This is a genomic window from Kribbella sp. NPDC058693, from assembly GCF_042715335.1.
GTDB lineage: Bacteria > Actinomycetota > Actinomycetes > Propionibacteriales > Kribbellaceae > Kribbella > Kribbella jiaozuonensis.
Genome location: NZ_JBHXSQ010000002.1, coordinates 88,750 through 111,983 on the forward strand (window position 1 = coordinate 88,750; position 23,234 = coordinate 111,983).

Annotated in this window: 18 protein-coding genes; 15 read left to right on the forward strand and 3 right to left on the reverse strand. The window is 66.4% G+C overall.

Annotated features, from left to right (window positions below):
- Positions 1–14 precede the first annotated feature (14 nt).
- The 3 genes from ACFWUU_RS10190 (at position 15) to ACFWUU_RS10200 (ending at position 1,535) form a co-directional block, all read left to right on the forward strand.
- Positions 15–509 (forward strand): MarR family winged helix-turn-helix transcriptional regulator, encoded by a 495-nt coding sequence (locus ACFWUU_RS10190; RefSeq protein ID WP_233714997.1) that lies wholly within the window; start codon positions 15–17, stop codon positions 507–509.
- A gap of 73 nt (positions 510–582) precedes the next feature.
- Positions 583–750, forward strand: coding sequence for a hypothetical protein (locus ACFWUU_RS10195; protein ID WP_170989919.1), 168 nt, complete (start codon positions 583–585; stop codon positions 748–750).
- Positions 747–1,535, forward strand: coding sequence for a GNAT family N-acetyltransferase (locus tag ACFWUU_RS10200; RefSeq protein ID WP_380174444.1), 789 nt, complete (start codon positions 747–749; stop codon positions 1,533–1,535). Before ACFWUU_RS10195 ends, ACFWUU_RS10200 begins: the two co-directional genes overlap by 4 nt.
- On the opposite strand, the gene ACFWUU_RS10205 is transcribed toward ACFWUU_RS10200, so the two are convergent.
- Positions 1,532–2,110, reverse strand: coding sequence for a GNAT family N-acetyltransferase (locus ACFWUU_RS10205; RefSeq protein WP_380174446.1), 579 nt, complete (start codon positions 2,108–2,110; stop codon positions 1,532–1,534). The two genes, ACFWUU_RS10200 and ACFWUU_RS10205, sit on opposite strands and share 4 nt — an antisense overlap.
- On the reverse strand, positions 2,107–2,901 hold the full coding sequence (locus tag ACFWUU_RS10210; RefSeq protein WP_380174448.1) for an SGNH/GDSL hydrolase family protein: 795 nt from the start codon (positions 2,899–2,901) through the stop codon (positions 2,107–2,109). Before ACFWUU_RS10210 ends, ACFWUU_RS10205 begins: the two co-directional genes overlap by 4 nt.
- A 52-nt stretch (positions 2,902–2,953) precedes the next feature.
- Here ACFWUU_RS10210 and ACFWUU_RS10215 point away from each other — a divergent pair, with 52 nt between their 5' ends.
- From ACFWUU_RS10215 to ACFWUU_RS10250, 8 genes are all read left to right on the forward strand, one after another.
- Entirely contained in the window at positions 2,954–3,391 is a 438-nt protein-coding gene (locus ACFWUU_RS10215) for a cupin domain-containing protein (RefSeq protein WP_380174450.1), read from the forward strand.
- 16 nt (positions 3,392–3,407) lie between these two features.
- A complete protein-coding gene (locus ACFWUU_RS10220; RefSeq protein WP_380174452.1) occupies positions 3,408–6,488 on the forward strand; it encodes a sacsin N-terminal ATP-binding-like domain-containing protein in 3,081 nt (1,026 codons plus the stop codon).
- A gap of 349 nt (positions 6,489–6,837) precedes the next feature.
- Complete coding sequence (locus tag ACFWUU_RS10225) at positions 6,838–8,577, forward strand: ABC transporter substrate-binding protein (RefSeq protein ID WP_380174454.1); 1,740 nt, start codon at positions 6,838–6,840, stop codon at positions 8,575–8,577.
- Positions 8,574–9,668 carry an ABC transporter permease gene (locus ACFWUU_RS10230; RefSeq protein WP_137257437.1) on the forward strand — a complete coding sequence of 365 codons (1,095 nt, stop codon included), beginning with the start codon at positions 8,574–8,576 and terminating at the stop codon, positions 9,666–9,668. Before ACFWUU_RS10225 ends, ACFWUU_RS10230 begins: the two co-directional genes overlap by 4 nt.
- 5 nt (positions 9,669–9,673) lie before the next feature.
- Positions 9,674–10,549 carry an ABC transporter permease gene (locus ACFWUU_RS10235; RefSeq protein ID WP_233714994.1) on the forward strand — a complete coding sequence of 292 codons (876 nt, stop codon included), beginning with the start codon at positions 9,674–9,676 and terminating at the stop codon, positions 10,547–10,549.
- A gap of 22 nt (positions 10,550–10,571) precedes the next feature.
- Positions 10,572–11,363 (forward strand): ABC transporter ATP-binding protein, encoded by a 792-nt coding sequence (locus tag ACFWUU_RS10240; protein WP_233714993.1) that lies wholly within the window; start codon positions 10,572–10,574, stop codon positions 11,361–11,363.
- Positions 11,360–12,247, forward strand: a complete 888-nt coding sequence (locus tag ACFWUU_RS10245; protein WP_380174456.1) for an ABC transporter ATP-binding protein — start codon at positions 11,360–11,362, stop codon at positions 12,245–12,247. Before ACFWUU_RS10240 ends, ACFWUU_RS10245 begins: the two co-directional genes overlap by 4 nt.
- 265 nt (positions 12,248–12,512) lie before the next feature.
- Positions 12,513–15,659, forward strand: a complete 3,147-nt coding sequence (locus ACFWUU_RS10250; protein ID WP_380174458.1) for a type ISP restriction/modification enzyme — start codon at positions 12,513–12,515, stop codon at positions 15,657–15,659.
- Positions 15,660–15,724: 65 nt separating this feature from the next.
- On the opposite strand, the gene ACFWUU_RS10255 is transcribed toward ACFWUU_RS10250, so the two are convergent.
- Positions 15,725–17,752 (reverse strand): phosphocholine-specific phospholipase C, encoded by a 2,028-nt coding sequence (locus ACFWUU_RS10255; RefSeq protein ID WP_380174460.1) that lies wholly within the window; start codon positions 17,750–17,752, stop codon positions 15,725–15,727.
- 200 nt (positions 17,753–17,952) lie between these two features.
- On the opposite strand from ACFWUU_RS10255, the gene ACFWUU_RS10260 reads away from it, so the two are divergent.
- The 4 genes from ACFWUU_RS10260 to ACFWUU_RS10275 are packed head-to-tail and all read left to right on the forward strand — an operon-like array spanning position 17,953 to position 23,229.
- A complete protein-coding gene (locus ACFWUU_RS10260) occupies positions 17,953–20,148 on the forward strand; it encodes a GAF domain-containing protein (protein ID WP_380174462.1) in 2,196 nt (731 codons plus the stop codon).
- Entirely contained in the window at positions 20,145–20,531 is a 387-nt protein-coding gene (locus ACFWUU_RS10265; protein WP_137257432.1) for a response regulator, read from the forward strand. Before ACFWUU_RS10260 ends, ACFWUU_RS10265 begins: the two co-directional genes overlap by 4 nt.
- Positions 20,528–21,646: a response regulator gene (locus ACFWUU_RS10270; RefSeq protein ID WP_380174464.1), complete on the forward strand. Its 1,119-nt coding sequence runs from the start codon at positions 20,528–20,530 to the stop codon at positions 21,644–21,646. The genes ACFWUU_RS10265 and ACFWUU_RS10270 overlap by 4 nt, the downstream gene beginning before the upstream one ends.
- Positions 21,643–23,229: a peptide ligase PGM1-related protein gene (locus tag ACFWUU_RS10275; protein ID WP_380174466.1), complete on the forward strand. Its 1,587-nt coding sequence runs from the start codon at positions 21,643–21,645 to the stop codon at positions 23,227–23,229. The genes ACFWUU_RS10270 and ACFWUU_RS10275 overlap by 4 nt, the downstream gene beginning before the upstream one ends.
- The last annotated feature ends 5 nt before the right edge of the window (positions 23,230–23,234 follow it).

Here is a 23,234-nt window from a genome sequence, read left to right on the forward strand (position 1 = left end):
GAAAAGTTAGTCGGGTGAAGGACTTTGTGGATGCTCATGTCGACCTGTGGACCGGTCAGTTGCCCGGGCTGGATCCGGACGTCGAAGGGATCACGGTCCGCATGCAGGTCCTGACGCGGTACCTCGAGCGGCGGCGGGAGGCCGTGCTCGCGGAGTACGGACTGCAGTTGTGGGAGTTCAAGACGCTCCACATGCTGCGCCGCGGCGGTACGCCGTACCGCGAAACACCGGGTGGTTTGGCCAAGCAGCTCGGGATGTCCGCAGCGGCGCTGACCAATCGGCTGGATGCGCTGGAGCGGCGTGGGTTCATCGAGCGCGCGCACGACCGCGACGACCGGCGCAAGGTCGTCGCCACGCTGACGCCGACCGGGAGCGACCTCTGGGAACGCGCGATCGGGCAGATCGTCAAGGTCGAGGAGGAGCTGATCCACCAGCTGCCGGCCGCGGATCGCACGCGGCTCGACGACCTGCTCCGGCAGCTGGTTCTCGTCACTGAGAAAGATTCCTAGCTGCGGCATGTCAATCCCGGCCGGTCGGGTCCGACGTATGGGTGTAAGCGCCAAGACCCTGGAGGACCGACCGATGGAACCGCTGAACCTGATGGTGTCGCTCAGCCACTTCGCCAACGACAAGCGTGACGACAAGCACGGCCTGAGTGAGCGCGTCGGCCGTACGCGGCGTCGCCGTACGGAGAAGAGCCCTAGGAGTGGCTGGTGGGTGATCCGATCGCGTGTCAGAGTCGCTCCGTGACCGATGACTCGAAGCGCGAGCAATTGCTTGCTGTATACGACGACCAACTGCGCGGTACGGGTGAGAGCGCGGACGTGCCGACGAGCCTGGACGGCCCGGTGATCCGGGTCGAGTACCCGAGCCGCGGGTTCGTCAGCTACCGCACGCTCGACGGTCTCGACAGCGCCGAGATCGACGCGCTGATCGCCCGCCAGCGGGACTACTTCGCGGCGAAGGGCCAGGCGGTCGAGTGGAAACTGCGCGGCCACGACCAGCCGGCCGATCTACCGGATCGGCTGCGGGCCGCCGGGTTCGAGCCCGAGGAGCAGGAGACTGTGCTCGTTGCCGAGAGCGCCGACATCGCCGAGCGCCTCCGCGGCCGCGACTCGGTCGACGGCGTGACGATCCGCCTGGTCTCCGACCGGGCCGACTTCGAGCGGATCGCGGCGATGGAGTCGACCGTCTGGAACGACGACTGGTCCTGGCTCACCGACGACCTGGTGCGCCGGCATGCATCCGGCACCGACATCTTCGTCGCCGAGGTCGACGGTCAGGTCGTGTCCGCCGCGTGGGCCGTGTACAAGAAGGGCACCGAGTTCACCGGTCTGTGGGGCGGATCAACGCTCGCCGAGTGGCGCGGCAAAGGCATCTACAAGGCGCTCGTCGCGGTCCGCGCAGCCCGTGCGGTCTCGCTCGGCTACAAGTACCTGCATGTCGACGCGTCGGACGACAGCTCGCCGATCCTGCAGCGGCTCGGCTTCCTGGCGGTCACCACCACCACGCCGTACGTGCACAAGCCTGCTTAACGGGCGGCGCGGTACATCGAGTAGTGGGTCGGGCCGTGGTGGGGGAGCTCTAGTTCGGCGATCGTGGTGAAGCCGAAGGACTCGTAGAAGCCCACGTTTGCTGGGTCCTGGGTCTCGACGAACGCGGGGGAGTGGGCAGCGTCGGCCGTGGCGAGACCCGGCTCGATGACGGCGTGGCCGAGGCCCTGGCGTTGGTGATCGGGATCGACCGCGGCAAGCGCGAGCAGCCAGACCGGGTCGCGTGGATGGAAGATCCCGATCGCCTGGCCGTACTCCGCATTCAGCGCGGCCCGGGATCCGGTGACCTCCTGGAACGCGGCGGCATGTGGCGCGAACACGTCGGCCGGCATGTCCGGCGGGAACCAGACCGCGACCGCGCTCACATCGTCGGTGACCCAGATCCGCCCGTGCGGCAGCCCGATACCTTCGACGAACAAGCGGTGGTACTGCGTGAGTCGTTCCTCGTACCCGTCCGGGTCGAGGCAGGCCCGGGACATCGGATAGTCGAACAACGCGCGGGTGAGCGTGCCGACCGCCGCGTCGACGTCCGAGGTCGTTGCCTCACGCACCTTCACGTCCGGAGTACCTCGATGATGAGGTCGGCGACGCCACGCATGCCTGCCGCGTTCGGGTGGTACGGAACGAAGCCACCGAGGGTCGGCGGCAGCAGCGTGAACCCGGTTGTCCACGGCTCGGCCGAACCGATCGCGTGATCGCGGCTGGCCGCCGACGCCGCGATCAGGTCGGCACCCGTTGCCGCCGCGGCCTTCGCGAACGCACCCGCGAGCCCGTCTGCCATCATCGCGATGCTCGGCAGCTGCTCCTCGTTCAGCGGTACGTCGAGGCGCGGCCGCGTGGCCGGTCCGACCAGGCTGAGGTAGTCGACCAGGAGGATGCGCGCGTCCGGCGAACGCTCCTGCGCCTGCTCAACCACCTTCGTCAACGAGTCCGCGACAGCCTGGTACGACGCTTCGTCCTTGAGGTAGCTGACCCGCGCCCGGATCCGGTTCGCGACCCGGCGGCCGAAGATCGTGGCGGGCTTGGCGATCGTGTTGAGGAAGCTCCCGCGCAGGAACGTTCCGACGTACTCGAGATCGTTGCCGCCGACGGTGATCGTGACGAGCTTGGTGTCCGGGGTGAGGGCGTCGAGTTGCGGTGGCGCGTCGTCCTGTGGGGTGTCGAGCAGGTGGGCGGTGGTTGCGCCGGAGTACGACACATCGGTGAGGTCGAGGCCGAGTTCGGCGGCGACCAGGTGTGCGTAGTTGTTGCCCGAACGGCCGGCCGGCGGGTGCACGATCGGGCTGATCCCCGGTCCGGCCGCGAACGAACTACCGAGGGCGACGTACCGGCTGCCGGATGCGATCACCGGACCACGATAGTTGACCTACCACAAACCTGCTTCAGGAAAGGTCGCTCTCATGCATCGATTCACACGGGGAGTCCTCGCTGCGGTCGCCGGCGGTGGACTGGCGATCGGGTTGCTCCCGTCCGCGGCGGACGCGACTCCGGGGTCGGGGGTCACCGGGACGATCCTGTCCCAGAGCACGATCGGGCGGACCGACTACGTACTGCGCGAGATCACGATCCAGCCGGGCGGTACGACGGGATGGCACTTCCACGACGGCACGCTGTACGCGTTCGTGAAGGCGGGCACGCTGACCCACTCCGACCACGACTGCAAGACCGACGGCGTGTACCGCGCCGGCGCTGCGTTCACCGAGCCGAGCGGGCCTGGGCATGTGCACGTCGGGCGGAATCTTGGCCCGAAGCCGATCGTGCTCGAGGTGCTGTACGTCCTCCCGCACGGCAAACCGCTGTCCGAGGACGCACCCAACCCGGGCTGCCCGTTCCAGTAAACGTCATACTTCCCCGGTGACTGATGACGTGTTCGGTACGGCGGGAGTCCGCGAGCGAGTGCTGGCCGGATGGGCGGCCGCACCCGTGCGCTTCCGCGAAGACGCGAACGCCGAGGAAGAACTGGCGCTGGGCGGGTACGTCGACCGCCTGGTCGTCGAGTTGGCGCAGAACGCCGCCGATGCGGCAGCCCGCGCCGGGGTGCGAGGTCGCGTGTTGTTCGAGTTCAGAAACAACACGCTGGTCGTAGCCAACACCGGCGCGCCGCTCGACGCCGAAGGCGTGCAGTCACTGGCAACCCTCCGCGCATCAGCCAAGCGAGCCGATCCGGCCGGGGAGGAAGGGGCGCCCTCGGCCCCCACGTCGTCCCCGGCGGAGGTCGGTGGCGGGCGGGCTGGTGTCTTGACGGTTGGGCGGTTCGGGGTCGGCTTTTCAGCTGTGCTTGCGGTGACGGATGAGCCAGTGGTTCTCTCGCGCAGCGGTGGGGTGCGGTTCTCGAAGGCGGATACGGCGGCTGCGATTGCGGGGCTTGCGGGGGAGCTTGACACCGAAGTACGGCGGCGGGATGGGCAGGTGCCTGTGTTGCGGTTGCCGTTCGAAGCCGATGGCGAACCACCCGCCGACTACGACACCGCGGTCATCCTCCCGCTTCGCGACGAGGCTGCGGCTGCCCTCGTCCGTCGGCTGCTTGCCGAAGCCGACGACGCGCTCCTGCTCGCCCTCCCCGGTCTCGAGCGCATCGAGATCGAAACAGCCGACGACCATCGAGTCCTGCAGGACGTCGAGTCCCGCTGGCACATCCACCGCGCAGCCGGCACCTTCACCACCGCAGAACGCGACCAGCTCTTGGCCGACCGCCCAACAGAGGAACGCTCCCGCCCGAACTGGTCGGTCGTCTGGGCACTGCCCCGCGCCGAGATCCAGCCGCAGTCAGGGGCTGCGGCGGCTGCGGTGGTTGCGGCGGCCTCGACGACGGAGGTGCCTGCGGTCGTCCATGCCCCGACCCCGACGGACGAGCCGCTCTCGCTCGGAGCGTTGCTGTTGGCAAGCTTCCCGCTCGACTCGACGCGACGGCATGTAGCTAAAGGCCCATTGACCGACCGGCTCGTGAAGGAAGCGGCGACGGCGTACGGCGAGCTCCTGCGAGCGCGGGTCGCCGACGGCGACGACGTCCTGCACCTGGTGCCCACCGGGCTTGCAGCCGGAGCGCTCGATCGGGTGCTACGCGACGAGATCCTCCAGGTGCTACCCGGCGTGGAGCTCCTCCACGCAGTCGAGGACGGCGTACTGCGACCGCGGGATGCCGTGGTGGTGGAAGGTGCCGACGATGCCTTCAACACAGTCCTCGCACCGATCGTCCCGGGCTTGATCCCCGCACGCCGAGAGGATCGCCTGGCACTGGATGCCTTGCAGGTAAGGCGTCTGGAGCTAGCCGAAGTGGTGGATCAGCTCGGCGGAGACGAGCCACCGGCCTGGTGGCGTCACCTCTACAGCTCCCTCACCGCCATGGTCACCGACCCGCTCATCCGCGAGTCTCTCGGCACCCTCCCAGTCCCGCTAGCCGACGGCCGCCTGGTCCGAGGCGCCCGAGGTCTCCTGCTCCCCGGCCCCGAGATCCCTGTCGACATCCTCGCAGCCTTCGGCGAGTACGGCGTCCGCGTAGTCCACCCCGACGCGGTAGACCCCGCCCTGGAACGCCTAGGCGCCATCCCAGCCACCCCGCGATCCCTCCTCGAGGACAGCTCCGTCCGCACCGCCGTCGAGCATTCCGCCGACGCAGACGACCCCGACGCAGTCGCCCACGCCGTACTCAGCCTCGTCGCCGCCGACCCAGCCCAAGCCGAGGGCCTCTGGTGGCTCAACGACCTCGTACTGCGCGACGCCGAAGGCGAGCTCGTCCCCGCAAACGCCTTGGTTGTCGAGGGTTCTGACGCACAAGCCATCCTCGACCCCGACGAGGTCGCACCCATCGCCCGCGACATCCTCGACCGCTACGGCCTGCCCGCCCTGGAAGCCGTCGGCGTCCTCGCGACCCTCGGCGTCGTCGCCGCGTCCGATGTCGCCCTCGACCAACTCCCCGAAGCCGTCCAGGACCTCGACGCGATCGAGGACTGGGCGTACGACGTAGCCCCCGACGGCTCCCGGTACGGCGCCACCGTCGGCGAGCTCGAGGCGATCCGCGACCTCGACTGGATCACCGACGACAACTGGCCGAAAGCCCTGCAAATCATGGGTTCTGAGCCCGATCTCCGCCGCGCGCTCGTCACCCAGGTCCGCATCGTCGGCCCCGACGACCGCCCGCTCGGCGTCCCGTCGTACGCCGCCTGGTGGATCCGCGAACACGTCCTGCTCGACGACGGCGAACCGCTCGCCGGACGCGCCGACCCTGAAGCCGAACCGGTGCTCGCCACCTTCCTCGACGAAGCACCCACTTGGACGACCGATCTCGATCCAGAGGTCCGTACGGCGGTCGGCCTGGTCCGCGACGTCGGCGACCTCGATGCCGACGGAATCAGCCTGGTCCTCGACCGACTGGCCGACCCCGAGCGCGACGTCGACGCCGCTTCGATCCTCCGCCTGTGGACCCGGCTCGGCACCCTCGCCCTGTTCCCCGGCGATGCGCCGGAGCAAACCCGCGTACTGGACGCCGACGGCGCGACTCGCGTGATCGACGCGGATCAGGCCGTCGTGATCGACGGCCCGATGTGGGTCCAGCGGGAGGACCTCGGCGGGTTCGTGATCGGCTCGGGCGCAGCCGCCGACGGTCTGAGCGATCTCCTCGACGTACCGATGGCGCAGGAGATTGCCGAGGGCAAGATCGACGGCGAGGGTACGGCGGCCGACGTACCGCCGATCGTTCGTGAACTCGTTCCCGAAGTGCCGGCGACGTGGTGGGAGCACGAGGAGCTCACCGTCGACGGCGTCGAGGTCTCGTGGTGGGTCGACGCCGACGGCGCCCCGCACGCGGCAACCTTCGACGGCCTCGCGAAGGCCCTGGCGTGGTCGGCCGGCCGGTGGGACCGGCGGCACGTGATCCGGGCGGTTCTCAACGAACCGGACCGCAGTACCGAACTTCTGGTCGACGCCGTCTACGACTGACCGGAATCGGCCGCCGGGCCGAATCTGCACGCCCTGTGACCATCTTTGGAAGCGTTTCCGCCTCCGGGCGTCACGCAGAGCGAACCAACGTTGTCAAAGGTTGGTATATCGACTGATCTGCGGATATGACGTCATATTTCCAACGTGGCAACGAACTCTTGCCAACGTTGTCAACGCTACTTATAGTCCGTGGCACCTCTCGGTCGGTGATGAGCCTGTCCGCGCAACGGAAACGGAGGTGACTTTCGTCATGAACGAAGCGCCGCGGCCCCAATTCGAAGACGTCCAAGATGTCGTCCGGTACCAGCTAAGTCGACGGAGTCTGGTCGGAGGAGGTGCCGCGGCTGCGATGACGGCCTTCCTCGCGGCCTGCTCCGGCGGAGGCTCGTACTCCGACAAGCCAGCCAACAACAACAAGCCGGTCGCGACCAAGTCGATCCAGATCGGCAAGGCCAACATCCCGGTCCCGCGGGATCAGTCGGTGATCGTCGGCCAGGTCGAGTACACCGTCTTCGACAGCTTCAACGGGATGATCCCGAACGGTTCGCCCTCGGGCGCCGGCGTTGAGCTGAGCACGGAGCCGTTGTTCTACTTGAGTTTCGCCACCGGCGAGATGCGTCCTTGGCTGGCGACCGAGTACAAGTACAACGACGACCACACCGAGGTCACCTTCAAGTTCGACCCGAAGGCGCACTGGAACGACGGGCAGCCGCTGGGGGCGGCCGACTTCAAGTTCACGATGCTGCTGCTGCGCGACCGGCCCGATCTGTTCGGCGGCGGCGGTGAGCTGAAGGAGTTCGTCAAGGACATCGAGGTTCCGGACCCGCAGACCGCCGTGGTCAAGATGCTGAAGCCGGGACCGCGGTTCCACTACAACTTCATCTCCGCGATCGCGGGTCCGCCGCTCGGCATCATGCCCGAGCACATCTGGAAGTCGCAGGACCCGACGAAGTTCAAGGACAACCCGCCGGTGCACAGCGGTCCGTACAAGCTGAAGCAGGCGATCCGGAACCAGAAGATGTTCATCTGGGAGAAGGACCCGAACTACTGGAACAAGGACAAGCTCGACGTCAAGCCGCAGTACGTCGTCTACCAGAGCACGTCGAAGCAGCTCGACCAGGCGTCGCTGGCGTTCGAGCGGGCGGAGTTCGACGTCGGCTCGGTGGACGAGCAGCACGCCAAGCAGCTGCGCAACACCGGCTACCCGGCCTTGCAGACAACGCAGTTCCACGACCCGAACCCACGGGTGCTGTGGCTGAACTGCGACCCGTCGCGGGGCGTCATCTCGGAGCCGAAGATGCGCTGGGCGATCAACTACTGCCTCGACCGGGAGAAGATCGGCAAGTCGATCTGGCCGGTCCCGGTGCCGCCGGCGCAGTACCCGTGGGCGGACTACCCGACCAACGACAAGTGGAAGAACGACGAGCTGGCGAACAAGTACAAGTTCGAGTTCAACCCGGACAAGGCGACCCAGCTGCTCGACGAGATCGCGCCGAAGAACGCCGCCGGCAAGCGGACGTACAAGGGCAAGGAGATCAACCTCGAGATCATCACGCCCTCGCCGGTCGACGGCGGCGAGTACGCGATCGCGAACGTGCTGAAGACCGAGCTCGCCAAGGTCGGCGTCCCGGCCACCCTGCGCAGCCTGGCCGGCAACGTGCACGACGAGAAGTTCCAGCGCGGTCAGTACGACATCGACTCGAGCTGGGCCGGTATCGCGATCGACCCCGAGCAGCTGTACTCGGACTGGACCAGCGACAAGTACCAGCCGGTCGGCAAGAACGCGGCCGGTAAGAACAAGCTGCGGTACCGGAACCCGAAGTTCGACGCGATCTCGGAGAAGCTCGCCCAGCTCGACCCGAACAGCGAAGAGGCCAAGCCGCTGCTGAACCAGGCGCTGGAGATCTACTTCCAGGACCTGCCGATGCTGTCGGTGATCCAGACCGGCTACCCGTCGTACTTCAACACCACGTTCTGGAAGGGCTGGCCGACCGACGACGACCTGTACGAAGTGCCGTTGAACTGGTGGCAGCACTTCATCTTCGTGCTGGGCAAGATCGAGCCCACCGGGCAGAAGGGACCGGCGTGACGGCGGAAGCCCCGCCTGCGGTCGCTGTCGACAAGAGCCAGGACTCCGCACCCGTCTCGGGGGTGCGGGCCTGGCTGTCGCGGCATCCGCTGGCGGCGTACGCGCTCCGCCGGTTCGGGTTGTACCTGATCGAGCTGTGGGGCGCGCTGACGATCGCGTTCTTCTTCTTCCGGCTGATGCCGGGTGACCCGATCCAGACGCTGATCCAGACCCTGCAACAGAACTACATCTACAACGCCCAGGCGAGCGCCGAGATCATCGCCCGCTACAAGCACGAGTTCGGCCTGGACGGGAACCTGCTGACCCAGTACGTCGTGTACATGGAGAAGCTGGTCCTGCACGGCGATCTGGGGCCGAGCCTGATCAACTATCCGACGCCGGCCCAGACCGTGATCCTGCGGGCGTTGCCGTGGACGATCGGCCTGCTGGGTATCTCCTCGGTACTGGCCTGGATCCTCGGTGTGCTGATCGGCGCGATCGCCGGCTGGCGACGCGGCAAGCTCGGCTCGGCGATCGCGACCAACCTGTCGATCGCGCTGTCGCACGTGCCGTACTTCTTCGTCGCGCTGATCCTGGTGTACATCTTCTCGTACTCGATGGGGTTACTGCCGGCCAGATCGGCGTACGACTCGAACATCGAACCGGCGATCAGTCTCGAGTTCATCGGCAGTGTGCTGAAGTACGGATTGTTGCCCGGTCTGTCCATCGTGGTGATCGGGACGTTCAGCTGGATCCTGTCCACCCGGATGCTGATGGTTCCGATTCTCGGCGAGGACTACCTGGTGTACGCCGAGGCAAAGGGCCTGAAGAGCTGGCGGATCCTGACCCGGTACGCACTGCGGAACTGCTACCTGCCGCAGATCACCGCGTTCGGGATCTCGCTCGGCTTCATCTTCAACGGCAACGTGCTGGTCGAGCAGCTGTTCAACTATCCGGGTCTCGGGACCACGCTGGTGACCGCGATCCAGCAGCTCGACTTCAACACGATCCTCGGCGTCACCGACATGGCGATCTTCTCGGTGCTGACCGCCGTCCTGCTCCTCGACCTCCTGCTCCCGCTGCTTGACCCGCGGGTCAAGTACTGGAAGTGATGACGATGAGAATCCTGACGGCGGTACTGCGGACGATCCGGAACAGCCGGCGGCTGGCGACCGGACTGGTCATCCTCGGGGTGCTGGTCCTGCTCGCGCTGTTCAGCCCGTTGATCGCGAAGGCGATCGGCGGCGGCCAGGACCCGATCGAGCTGGCGGCGTACGACAAGTGGCTGGTGCCCGGGCCGGGGCACCTGCTCGGCACCGACCAGTTCGGCCGGGACGTGTTCGCGATGGTGGTGAAGGCGCTGGCCGTCTCGCTGCAGATCGGCGCGATCGCCGGTGTCATCTCGACGGTCGTGGGCGTGATCGTGGCGTTCGTGGCCGGGTACAAGGGCGGCTGGATCGACGGGATCCTGTCCACGTTCACCGGCATCCTGCTGGTCATCCCGACGTTCCCGTTGCTGATCGCGCTGTCGGCGTACGCGAAGAACGTCAGCCTGTTCCAGGTCGGCGTGATGATCTCGATCTTCGCCTGGCCGTTCGCCGCGAAGACGATCCGCTCCCAGGTGCTGAGCCTGCGGACCCGGCCGTACGTCGATCTGGCCCGGGTGAGCAAGGCCCGCGACCTGGAGATCATCACTACCGAACTGCTGCCGAACCTGCTGCCGTTCATCGGCGTCGGGTTTGCGTCCTCGGCACTCGGCGCGATCTTCGGACTGGTCGGTCTGGAGATCATCGGGCTCGGGCCCGGTGGCGTGATCGACCTCGGTCAGATCATCTACAGCGCGATCAGTACCGGTGCGCTGACGCTGGGAGCCTGGCCGATGTTCGTCGTACCGGTCGGACTGCTGACGTTGCTGTTCGCGGCGCTGAACATGGTGAACATCGGCCTCGAAGAGGTCTACAACCCGCGGCTGAGGGGAGTGGCCGGTGAATAACGTGCCAGCCAATGTTCTGGAAGTGAAGGGTCTCGAGGTCGTCTACTCCACGAACCGCGGCGATGTGCAGGCGGTTCGCGCGATCGACCTCGACGTCCGCCGCGGCGAGATCCTCGGGATCGCGGGCGAGTCGGGCAGCGGGAAGAGCACGCTCGCGGTCGCACTGCTCCGGCTCCTGAAGGCGCCGGGCAAGGTGACCGGCGGCTCGGTGATGTTCCATCCCGCCGGACGATCGCCGGTGGACCTGCTGAAGGTGCAGGGCGAAGAGCTCCGGGTACTGCGGTGGAGCGCGCTCTCGTATCTCCCACAGGGATCGATGAGCTCGCTGAACCCGGTGATGCGGGTGCACGACCAGTTCAAGGACGTGATCGTCGAGCACGCACCGAACCGCAAGGAAGCGGTCGGCGACATGATCCCGCGGCTGCTCGCGCAGGTCGGCCTGGAGCCACGGGTCGCCCGGATGTATCCGCACGAGCTGTCCGGTGGGATGAAGCAGCGGGTGCTGATGGCGATCGCGGTCGCACTCGAACCCGACCTGGTGATCGCGGACGAGCCGACCACCGCGCTCGACGTGACGATCCAGCGGGTGATCCTGCAGTCGCTCGCCGACCTGCGTACCGATTTCGGCGTGACGCTGATGGTGATCTCGCACGACATGGGTGTGCATGCGCAGCTCGCGGACCGGGTCGCGGTGATGTACGAGGGCAGGCTGGTCGAGGTCGGCGGCGTACGCCAGGTGTTCAAGGATCCGCAGGATCCCTACACCCGGCAGCTGATCGAGTCGATCCCGCGCTTGGGAAGGAAGGCATCGTGAAGTCCGAGCTCGAACTTCGTGGCGTACAGCAACGATTCCACGCCCGTGGGGTCGCCGACGGCTACGTGACCGCGGTCGACGACGTCAGCTTCAGCCTGCTCGCGTCACCGCCGCAGATCGTCAGCCTGGTCGGTCAGAGCGGCAGCGGGAAGAGCACGATCGCCCGCAACGTCCTCGGCCTGCAGAAGCCGACGGCCGGATCGGTACTGTACGGCGGCAAGGACATCTTCAAGCTGAGCCGGGCGGAGTACGACGCCTACCGGCGCGACGTGCAGCCGGTGTTCCAGGACCCGTACGCGATCTTCAACCCGTTCTACCGGGTGGATCGCGCGTTGTGGAAGGCGGTCAAGAAGTTCAAACTCGCCGACACCCGCGCGGCCGGCCTGAAGCTGATCGAGGAATCGCTGCAGGCCGTCCGGCTGGAGCCGGAGAACGTGCTCGGACGGTACCCGCACCAGCTGTCCGGCGGGCAACGGCAGCGGATCATGCTGGCCCGCGTCCACATGCTCCGCCCGTCGTTCATCATCGCCGACGAGCCGGTGTCGATGCTGGACGCCCAGGTCCGCAAGCACTTCCTGGACATCCTGCTCGACTTCCAGCGCGAGCACGGCATGACCACGCTGTTCATCACCCATGACCTGTCCACGGTCTACTACCTCGGCGGCGAGGTCATGGTCATCACCAAGGGCCAGATCGTCGAGCGCGGCTCGGTCGCGACGGTCATGCACGAGCCCAGCCACCCGTACACGAAACTCCTCCTCGACTCGATCCCCCAACCCGACCCCGACCAACGCTGGACGTCCCGCATCCAGGTCGACGAACTCGACCACCTCGACGACAACACGCCAGCCGACACCACCAAGCCGGAAGCCCCGATCATTTAACGAGCCAGTCACCGCTGAACGGCGCGCCGAGTCAACTCGCCGCGCCGTTCGGTGCGCCAGAAAATAGTTCAAGGTCTGCGCTGACGTGAGGTGCCATTGAACGTTTGAAACAACTGGGGGACTGATGCCTCGGTCGAATGCTGTTCAGAAGCCGGCACAAGCGGCGATCGATCTCGCGATCGCGCGCTTCGGCCGAGAGGTGTCCCGCAAGCTTCGGACCGGCGAGGGCTCGAGTGAGGACCATCTACGGGGACCATTCGAACGGATGATCAGATCGGTTGCGGAAAGTCGCGGTCTGACGGTCACGATGATCGGCGAGACGCGTCTGCCGGATCTCTCCATTCGGCCTGATTATGCTGTGGATGTCGCCGATGCCCGGGTGGGTTACGTCGAGCTGAAACGCCCAGGGCACGGCGTTCCGGAGACCTGGCAACGCCCCGGGAAACACGATCTCGAGCAGTGGCGGCGATTCCAGCAACTTCCGAATGTTCTGTACTCCGATGGCGAGCAGTTTGCTCGCTTCAGTTTCGGCAAGCTCCAAGGCAAGGTTGCTCGGCTTGAGCCCGGCTTGGTGCACGCGGCAGGAAATCTGCATGCAGCAGGCAGCGAGTTCGAGAGTGTGATCGACGGGTTCCTGTTGTGGAAGCCTGAGCGTCCTCGCACTCTCGACGACTTGGTTCGACTGGTCGCCAATCTGTGCCGGCTGCTTCGCGACGACATAGCGACTGAGCTCGACCGCGAGAAGCGAGGACAGGCAACTCCCAACTTCACCAGGCTCGCAACTGACTGGCGGCAGGTGTTGTTTCCGAACCTCACCGACGCCGAGTTCGCCGATCAGTATGCCCAGACGGTGACCTTTGCTCTCCTGCTCGCACGGGTCGAGGAAGTCAGCTTCGACCACCAGTCGATCGGTGAGATTGCGCGTCTGCTCGGGAAGAAGCACTCCCTGATGGGTCGTGCGTTGACAGTGCTCACGGACCAGCCGGAGGAGGAACACAGCGTCGCGCTGACAACGATGATCCGCGTGCTCAGTGTCGTGGACTGGAGCTTCTTCCCGGACGATTCGTATGCGCTGCTCTACGAGAACTTCCTGGCCAAGTACGATCCCGAGCTGCGCAAGAAGAGTGGTGTCTACTACACCCCCGCCGCACTCGTCGGATTCATGACGAGATTCGTCGACGAGATATTGCGAGAGCGGCTCGATCGACCACTTGGGTTCGCTCAGTCGGATGTCATCGTCGTGGATCCCGCGATGGGTACGGGCAGCTTCCTGGCGGACGTCGTGAACACGGTCGCGGAGACCATTTCGCAGGAGGAGGGGCCGGGGGCGGTGGTTCCGCACCTCCGCGAACTCTCAAACCGGCTGATTGGATTCGAGAACCAGGCGGCTCCGTACGCGGTCGCGGAGTTGCGGATTCACACACTGCTGAAGAAGCGTCACAGGGCAGAGATCCCGATCCGTGAGCGCAGGTTTCTCACCGACACACTGGACGACCCAGATCTTCAGATCCTCCCGCTCGGGAGGATGTACGAGGCGATTGAACAGTCGCGGCACGGCGCCAACCAGGTCAAGCGCGACGACCCGGTGATGGTCGTGATCGGCAACCCGCCGTACAAGGACAAGGCAAAGGGTTCATCAAGCTGGATCGAGAAACCCGGGGACACCTTCACATCGCCCAGCCTGTCCGCGTTCCGTAAGCCGGGCAACGGCAAGCTCGAGTACGTCCTCTCGAACAAGTACGTCTACTTCTGGCGCTGGGCGACCTGGAAGGCTTTCGACGCGCATCCCGCGGATCCGGCCGGCATCGTGGCGATGGTGTGCTCAGCCGGCTTCACGACCGGACCTGGCTTCGCCGGGATGCGCGAGTACCTGCGGCGTACTGCCGACGAGGGCTGGCTGATCGACCTGACGCCGGAAGGCCACCAGCCACCTGTCTCGACCCGCTTCTTCAAGGCGAATCAACAGCCCATCTGTGTGGCGATCTTCATCCGAAAGGGACATGCTGATCCGACGGTGCCAGCTCGGATCCATCGATTGAGTTTGAGTGGCACAGTCGAGGAAAAGGAAGCCGCACTCGGGGAGGTTGGACTGGAGTCACCTCGGTGGACGGTGTGCACAACTGGTTGGGGGAAGCCATTCGAGGCGGAGTCTGGCGCGAGGTGGAACTCGATGCCAGCAATGATCGATCTGGTGCCGTGGGTCGTCCCGGGGGTCAAACCGAACCGTACCTGGGTCTATGCGCCAGAGATCGAGTCTTTAGAGCGCCGTTGGGCTTGTTTAGTGACAGCATCGGCGGACGAAAAGCGGTCCTTGATGAAGGAAACGTCATCGACGATCGATTCTCTGGTGCGACCCGTGCCGGGCTTGCCAACTCATGTTGGGACCTTGCGTACCGAAAGGCGAATGGCGCCGGAGGTACAAAGAATCGCTCACCGATCCTTTGATAGGAAGTGGCTGATCGCAGACGCACGCGTGTTGGATCGACCTCGGGCCCCGCTTTGGTGGACGATGTCGGATCACCAGCTCTACATGGTCGAGCAGCACGCGCACCCGATCACGGCGGGTCCAGCATTGGTGTTCTCCGCGCTGATACCCGACATGCATTATTTCATGGGGCGTGGCGGACGCGTTCTGCCGCTCTACCGGGACGCTTTGGCAGTCTCTCCCAACGTCGCTCCGGGTCTTCTGGAATTCCTTTCCGACCGCTTCGGGCACAATGTTGACGCGGATCAGTTGGTCGCTTACTTCGCAGCGATAGCCTCGCACAGTGGGTACCTCTCGAGGTTCGCTGAGTTTCTTACGTCGCCTGGTATCAGGATGCCCCTCACCGCTGACCCGACCTATTGGAACGACGCGGTCTGTCTAGGTCGGGAGGTGTTGTGGTTGCACACCTATGGTGAACGTGCGGTGAGTCGGACTGAAGGTCGTCCATTCGGTCCACCTCGGCTGCAGGTCGAGCGGCCGACGGTGCGCGTGAGCATCCCGGACGGTGAAGCCGACATGCCGACGCAGCTTCGGTACTCACCGGCAAGCCGAACCCTCCACATCGGAAAAGGAGAGATCGCACCGGTTCCGCAGGAGGTCGTGGACTACCAGGTGTCCGGGATGTTCGTACTCAGGCATTGGTTCGACTACCGGAAGAAGGCGCCGACTGGAAAGAGCGGTTCGCCGCTGAATGACATCATCTCTACTCGCTGGACACCAGCCATGACCACAGAGCTCCTGGAGCTCCTCAACGTGATCGGTCGGTGCGTGGCGCTCGAGCCAGCACAGGGTGAGTTGCTTGCCCGGATCATGGACGGTCGATTGATCACCGTCCCAGATCTCGAGGCCGCACAAGTGCTACCCGTGCCGTCGTGGGCCACGAAGGCGCCGAGGCCACCTGCGAACGGTGACCTGTTCAGCGACTGATCTGGTCGGTCGGTGGCTTCGTCTGGCGGTGGGTGCTGCCCCACCGCCAGACATTCGCCCTGGTTTCAGGCCGTCTTGATGGCCGGGTCGCTGGTACCGGGGGCGCCGGTTTCGACGTGGCCGGCGTAGCGGCGCAGGTACGTCGTGTCGGTCGTGGTGGTGACCGAGATGTCGTACCAGCGGCTGGTGGTGGTGACGGTGTACGTCGTCTTGCCCTTGCGGACGTCGAGGTTCTTGCTCTTGCCGGTGTAGGCGTCCTTGATCGTCACCCGGCGGGCGGCGTCGGAGGTGATGGTCAGGGTGAGGTTGCCGGCGTTGTCGCGGGCGGTGATCTCCAGGCCGGTCGCGGGCTTGCCCTTGAAGGTGCGGAGGAAGCCGTTCGGGCCGTGGACGGTGAGGTCGGTGACGCCGCCGGAGTAGATCGGATTCCAGATGTCGGCGACGGTCTTGCCGGCCTCGGCGGTGTACGTCCACGGGCCGTCGGTGCGGTTCGCGGACGTGATCAGGAACTGCGCGCCGGCGTGCGGCCCGGAGCTGAAGGTCAGCTTGTACTTGCCGTCGGCAACGGCTCCGTCGACGACCGGTGCGTAGGGCAACGGCCGGGTACGGCGGCAGCCGCGCTCCTGCACCGGCACCTGACCGACCGCGGGCGGCGTCGGCACGTAGTCCGGGTGCCGCTTGTTGTCCGGCGGCTGGTACGCGGTGGTGTCGGGAAGCTTGGCCGGCCGGGTGGCCGTCGTACCGAAGTCGAACGCGGACGACAGGTCGCCGCAGACCGCGCGGCGCCACGGCGAGATGTTCGGTTCGTGGACGCCGAACCGCGACTCCATGAACCGGATGATCGAGGTGTGGTCGAACGTCTCCGAGCAGGTGTAGCCGCCGGTGCTCCACGGCGACACGACGAGCATCGGCACCCGCTGACCCAGACCGTACGCGCCGTGCGCGGCCTTCGTACCCGTGTACAGGTCCGGGCCGGGGTCGACCGTAGACAGGCCTTGTGATGCGGACAGCGGCGGGAACGGCGGTACGACGTGGTCGAAGAAGCCGTCGTTCTCGTCGTACGTGATGAACAGCGCGGTCTTGCTCCATACCTCCGGGTTCGAGGTGAGCGCGTCGAGGACCTGGGAGATGTACCAGGCGCCGTAGTTGGCCGGCCAGTTCGGGTGCTCGGTGAACGCCTCGGGCGCCGCGATCCAGGAGATCTTCGGCAGCCTGTTCGCCTTGACGTCGGCGGTGAGCTGCCCGAAGAGGCTCTCGCCGGCCTTCGCGTTCGTGCCGGTGCGGGCCTTGTCGTACAAGGGGTTCCCGGCCGAGGCGTTGCGGTAGTTGTTGAAGTACAGCAGCGAGTTGTCGCCGTAGTTCCCGCGGTACGCGTCGTCGATCCAGCCCCAGCCGCCGGCCGCGTCCAGGCCGTCACCGATGTCCTGGTAGATCTTCCAGGAGACGCCGGCCTGCTCGAGCCGCTCGGGGTACGTCGTCCAGCCGTAGCCGGCCTCGTCGTTGCCGAGGACCGGGCCGCCGCCGGTGCCGTCGTTCCCGGTGTAGCCGGTCCACATGTAGTACCGGTTCGGGTCGGTGGAGCCCATGAACGAGCAGTGGTACGCGTCGCAGAGCGTGAACTTGTCGGCGAGCGCGTAGTGGAACGGGATGTCCTTGCGGGTCAGGTACGCCATCGTGGTCGACGTCTTCGCCGGGATCCACTGGTCGTACTTGCCGCCGTTCACCGCCTGGTGCGCGTCGCCCCAGCTGTGGGCGAGGTCCTGGATGAACTGCATGCCCAGGTCGTCGGCGTCCGGGTGGAACGGCAGGATCTCCTTGCCGAGCGCGTTCTTCTGGTGCCACACCGGCTGACCGCTCGGCAACGTCACCGGCCGCGGGTCACCGAACCCGCGGACACCGTTCAGCGTGCCGAAATAGTGGTCGAACGACCGGTTCTCCTGCATGAGTACGACGATGTGCTCGACGTCCTGGATGGTGCCGTACCGACGGTGCGCCGGGATGGCGGCCGCCTGCTCGATACTGTTCGCCATCGCGGCGAACGCGGCCGAGGCTCCGGCCAGTTGGAGGAACCTCCGGCGATTGATGTCTGGCATGCAAGTCTCCTGACAGGCGGTGGGGCGGATGGAGTCTGAATCACCAGCACTGCGACGGAGGCACCCTAATCTGAACGTTTAAACGATGGAAGATGAATTGCTCGCTTTCCACTTTGGCGCAAGACTGGACTAGTGCGGCCTGGGGGTTGGGGGAGGCTGCGATGGGTGGGCGGGCGCTTTTCGGCGCCAGGGAATCCGGGGTGGAACGGCTCCAGGCGGAGCTCGCGGCGCTGAACGACCAGTTCGCCGCGGCCAACGAGGTCCTGTCCGCGGTCGGCCGCTCGGCCGGAGACCCGGACACCGTCCTGACCACCATCGTCGAAAGCGCCCGCCGCCTCTGCCGCTCACAAGCCGCTCACCTGTACCTGTTCGAAGACGGCCACTTCCAGTTGAGCAAGGCAGTAGGTCTGACGGACGTGACGATCCAGTACCTGATCGAGCATCCGACGCCGCTGGACCGGACGACACTGATCGGCCGGGTCGGCCTCGACCGCACCACGCAGCAGATCCCCGACGTTCTCGCCGACCCTGCGTTCGGACGGCAGGATCTGCAACGCATGGCCGGGTTCCGGACCACGATGGGTGCGCCGATGCTGATCGACGACGAGGTGGTCGGTGCGCTGGCGGTCTGGCGCAACGAGGTCAGTCCGTTCGGGCAGGGCGAGCAGGACCTCGTCACCGCCTTCGCCGGCCAGGCCGCGATGGCGCTCAACAGCGTGAAGCTGGTCCAGCAGCTCGAGGCGCGCGGCGCCGAGCTGGCCCGCAAGCTCGGTGAGCTGGAGGCGCTGCGCGAGGTCGGCGAGGCGGTGAACTCCAGCCTCGATGTCTCCAACGTGCTCTCGACCGTCGCGAAGCACGCGGTCCGGATCTCGGCGACCGACGGCGGCTCGATCATGGAGTACGACGAGGACCAGCAGTGTTTCCTGGTGCGTAGCGTGTACCGGACCGACCCGGGAGTGATCGAACAGCTGCGCACGACCCGGATCCATCTCGACGAGACACTGGTCGGTCGCGCCGCCAAGCTCGGCCGGCCGCTGGCGGTCCCCGATCTCGGCGAGGTCGAGCTCGATCCGCACCTGGCCGTCCTGTACGACGCCGGCTGGCGCTCGCTCGTCGCGGTACCTCTCTTGCGGGAGGGCCAGATCGTCGGCTCACTCGTCGTACGGCGCAAACGGCCCGGTGAGTTCTCGGCGGAGACGCTCGCGCTGCTGGAGATGTTCGCCGATCAGTCGACCCTCGCGCTGCTCAACGCCCAGCTGTATCGCGAGCTCAAGCAGCAGAGTGCAGAGCTGGAGGTGGCGAGCCGGCACAAGTCCGAATTCCTGGCGAGCATGTCGCACGAGCTGCGTACGCCGCTGAACGCCGTACTGGGATTCTCCGAGGTCCTGCTGGAGCGGATGTTCGGGGATCTGAACGAGCGGCAGGAGGAGTACCTGCGCGACATCCACGGCTCCGGCCAGCACCTGCTCGAACTGCTGAACGAGATTCTCGACCTGTCGAAGGTCGAAGCCGGCCGGATGGAGCTGGAGTACACGACGTTCCCGCTGCGACGGCTGCTCGACAACACGGTGGCGATGCTGCGTGAGCGGGCGACCGTCCACGGTCTCGAGCTGCGGGTCGAGATCGGACCCGGCATCGACGAGGTGTACGCCGACGAGCTCCGGCTGAAGCAGGTGGTGCTGAACCTGATGACGAACGCCGTCAAGTTCACCGACGACGGCGGTTCGGTCGTGGTCCGCGCGACGCGGTCCGGGGCCGAGGTCCACATCACCGTGACCGACACCGGCCGCGGCATCCCTCCGGAGGATCGCGAGCGGATCTTCGAGTCGTTCCAGCAGGGAGGTCGCGGTCCGTCCCGGGAGGAGGGGACCGGGCTCGGCCTGACGCTCTCGCGGCGGATCGTCGAACTGCTCGGTGGGCGGATGTGGCTGGAGAGCGAGGTCGGCGTCGGGAGCACCTTCGGATTCTCCTTGCGCAGCAGGGAGAAGGAGGTCCGGCCGGATCCGGCCCGGGCGGTCACGGACGTCGTGGTGATCGAGGACGACAGGCCGTCGCTCGAGCTGATCACCGCGTACCTGTCCGGCCCGGTCGTGCGGGTCACCGTCGCGGGCGACGGTCAGTCCGGGCTGGACGCAGTACGACGGGTTCGGCCGGCCGCCGTACTGCTGGACATCCGGCTGCCCGGGATCGACGGGTGGGCGGTGCTGCAGGCACTGAAGGCCGAGGAGGCGACCCGCGACATCCCGGTGGTCATCGTGTCGATCGTCGACGAACGGGGTCGCGGCGCGGCCCTCGGCGCGGCCGCCTACCTGGTCAAGCCGGTCAGCCGGGACGCGTTGCTGCAGGCATTGCGGGCGGTCGGAGCGCTCGCCCACGACGAGGGGGAGAATCGATGAATCCAGGCCGGATCCTGGTGGTGGAGGACAATCCGAAGAATCTCAAACTGCTGCGGGACGTACTACGGTTCTCCGGCTACGAGGTGATCGAGGCGACGTCGGGTGAGGACGGGGTGCGGCTCGCGGCGTCCGAGCATCCCGATCTGATCCTGATGGACCTGCAGCTGCCGGGTATCGACGGCGCCGAGGCCCTGCGCCGGATCCGGGCCGGCGAGCGCGAGCACGCCGTACCGGTGGTGGCGGTGACGGCGTTCGCGATGGACAACGACCGGCATGACGCGTTCGAATCGGGCTTCACCGGGTACGTCGAGAAGCCGATCAGCATCCGCCGGCTGCCGCAGCAGGTGCGCGACTTTCTCCAGCTCGGCGGTGCGACGACATGACCAGAGTCCTCGTCGTCGACGACCAGCCGCCGAACGTCCGGTTGCTGGAGGCAATCCTCAGCCCGCGAGGGTACGACGTACTGACCGCATCCTCGGGTGAGCAGGCGCTGGAGGTCATCGGTGCCGACGACGTCGACCTCGTCCTGCTGGACATCCTGATGCCGGGGATCGACGGGTACGAGGTGTGCCGGCGGATCCGGGACCAGGTGGACACGGCGTACCTGCCGGTGGTGATGGTGACGGCCAGCGGCGACGAGCAGAAGGTGAAGGCGCTCGAGGCCGGTGCAGACGACTTCCTGACCAAGCCGATCAACCAGAGCGAACTGCTGGCCAGGGTCGCATCGCTCGCGCGGATCAAGCAGTACCAGGACACCATCAAACGACAGGCGACCGAGCTGGCGGGATGGAACCAGGAGCTGGAATCGCGGGTCGAGCACCAGGTCTCGCAGCTGCAGCGGATGGGTCGGCTGCGGCGTTTCCTCAGTCCGCAACTCGCCGAGCTGATCGTCGATTCCGGCGACGAGTCGTTCCTGGCCAGTCACCGGCGCGAGATCGTCGTCGTGTTCTGTGACCTGCGTGGCTTCACAACGTTCGCGGAGGCGAGCGAGCCGGAGGAGGTGATGGGTGTGCTGGAGGAGTACCACCACGCGCTCGGTGACCTGATCTTCCGCTTCGAGGGAACGCTCGAGCGGTTCGCCGGCGACGGCTTGATGGTGTTCTTCAACGATCCGGTCCGGTGCGAGGACGGTCCGCTGCGTGCGTTGCGGATGAGTGTCGCGATGCGCACCAGAGTCCGTGGTTTGGCCGAGGCCTGGAGCCGGCGCGGCCACGATCTGTCGCTGCGCATCGGGGCCGCGCAGGGCTACGCGACGCTGGGCACGATCGGATTCGACGGGCGACTCGACTACGCGGCGATCGGCAGCGTGACCAACCTCGCCGCACGGCTGTGCGCGGATGCCGACCCCTGGCAGATCCTCGCGACCGAACGAGTCTTCAGCGCCGCCGGGGACGGGGTCCTGGGCGAGGACGCGGGACTCCGGGAGGTTCGCGGCTTCAGCCGGACCGTGCATGCCTACAGCATCCGTGGGCTCGACAACTCGAGGATTGCGTCATGACCGGTGATCTGTGGACGGCGCCCGACCGGACGGAGCGCGTGCTTTCGGCATTGACCGAGGCGGAGCGGTACGAGCGGTTCGATCTGCTGCAGGAGCGGATGGCCGGCGTGTGGGACGCGATGCGGCGCAACCATGACGACGAGTCGGTGATCGTCGTACCGTCGCTGACGCTGGACAAGACCGAGGCTGAGACCGGGACCTTGATGCAGGCGTACGAGGAGCGGTTCTTGTTCCTGCTGATTCTGTTGCGGGAGCCGCGGTTGCGGATGGTTTATGTGACGTCGATGCCGATCGCGCCGGAGATCATCGAGTACTACCTGTCGTTGTTGCCGGGGGTGATTCCGAGTCATGCTCGGGCGCGGTTGTCGTTGATCTCGGTGGATGATGCGTCGGCGGTGTCGCTGAGTGAGAAGTTGTTGGCTCGGCCGCGGTTGTTGCAGCGGATTGCTGATCTGATTCCGAATCGGATGCGGTCGCATCTGGTTCCGTACAACACGACCGAGCTCGAGCGGGACGTCGCGATCAGCCTCGGGATCCCGATGTACGCCGCTGATCCGCGGCTCGCGCCGTTGGGGTCGAAGTCCGGGTGCCGGCGGTTGTTCGCGGAGCTCGGCGTACCGCATCCGCTGGGCAAGGAGGACCTGCGGAGTCTGGATGAGCTCGCTGACGCGCTGCTGACGATGCGGGCCGAGCGGCCGACGATGGACAGCGTGATCGTGAAGCTCAACGAAGGTGTGTCCGGTGAAGGCAATGCGGTGGTCCGGTTGAAGGGGCTGCCGGCGCCCGGCGCGGTGGGGGAGCGGGACGAGGTGTTGCAGCGACTTCGCGAGATGGAGCTGGAGTCCGTGACGACGCCGTTCGACGTGTACATCGCGAAGTTCGCGGAGAACGGTGGAATCGTCGAGGAGCGGATCGTCGGGGACGAGTTGCGGAGTCCCAGTGTGCAGCTGCGGGTCGTGCCGGGCGGCAAGGTCGAGTTGCTGTCGACCCACGATCAGCTGCTCGGCGGGGCGAGTGGGCAGAGCTATCTCGGGTGTGTGTTCCCGGCGGCGCCGGAGTACGCGCGGATGATCACCGAGCATGCGGCGACGATCGGGCAGCGGCTGGCGGACGAGGGCGCGCTCGGGCGGTTCGCGGTCGACTTCGTCGTGGTGCGCGGTGCGGTCGGCTGGTCGGCGTACGCGATCGAACTCAACCTGCGCAAGGGCGGTACGACGCATCCGTTCCTGACGCTGCAGTTCCTCACCGATGGGCGCTACGACCCGCAGACGGCGTTGTTCCTGACACCGAGTGGGCAGGAGAAGCACTTGGTCGCGACGGATCACCTCGAGTCGGAGCTGCTGACCGGGCTCGGGCCGGCGGACCTGTTCGACATCGTCGCCCGCAACGGGCTGCACTTCGACCAGTCGCGGCAGGTGGGGATCGTGTTCCACATGATCAGCTGCCTGACCGAGCGCGGCCGGCTCGGGCTGACGGCGGTGGGGGACAGCCCGGCGGACGCGGATCGCCGCTACCGTGATGCTTCCCGGATCGTGCTGGCCGAAGCCGAGCAGGCCTTCGCGGAACGCCCGCTCCCGCTCTGAAGGGG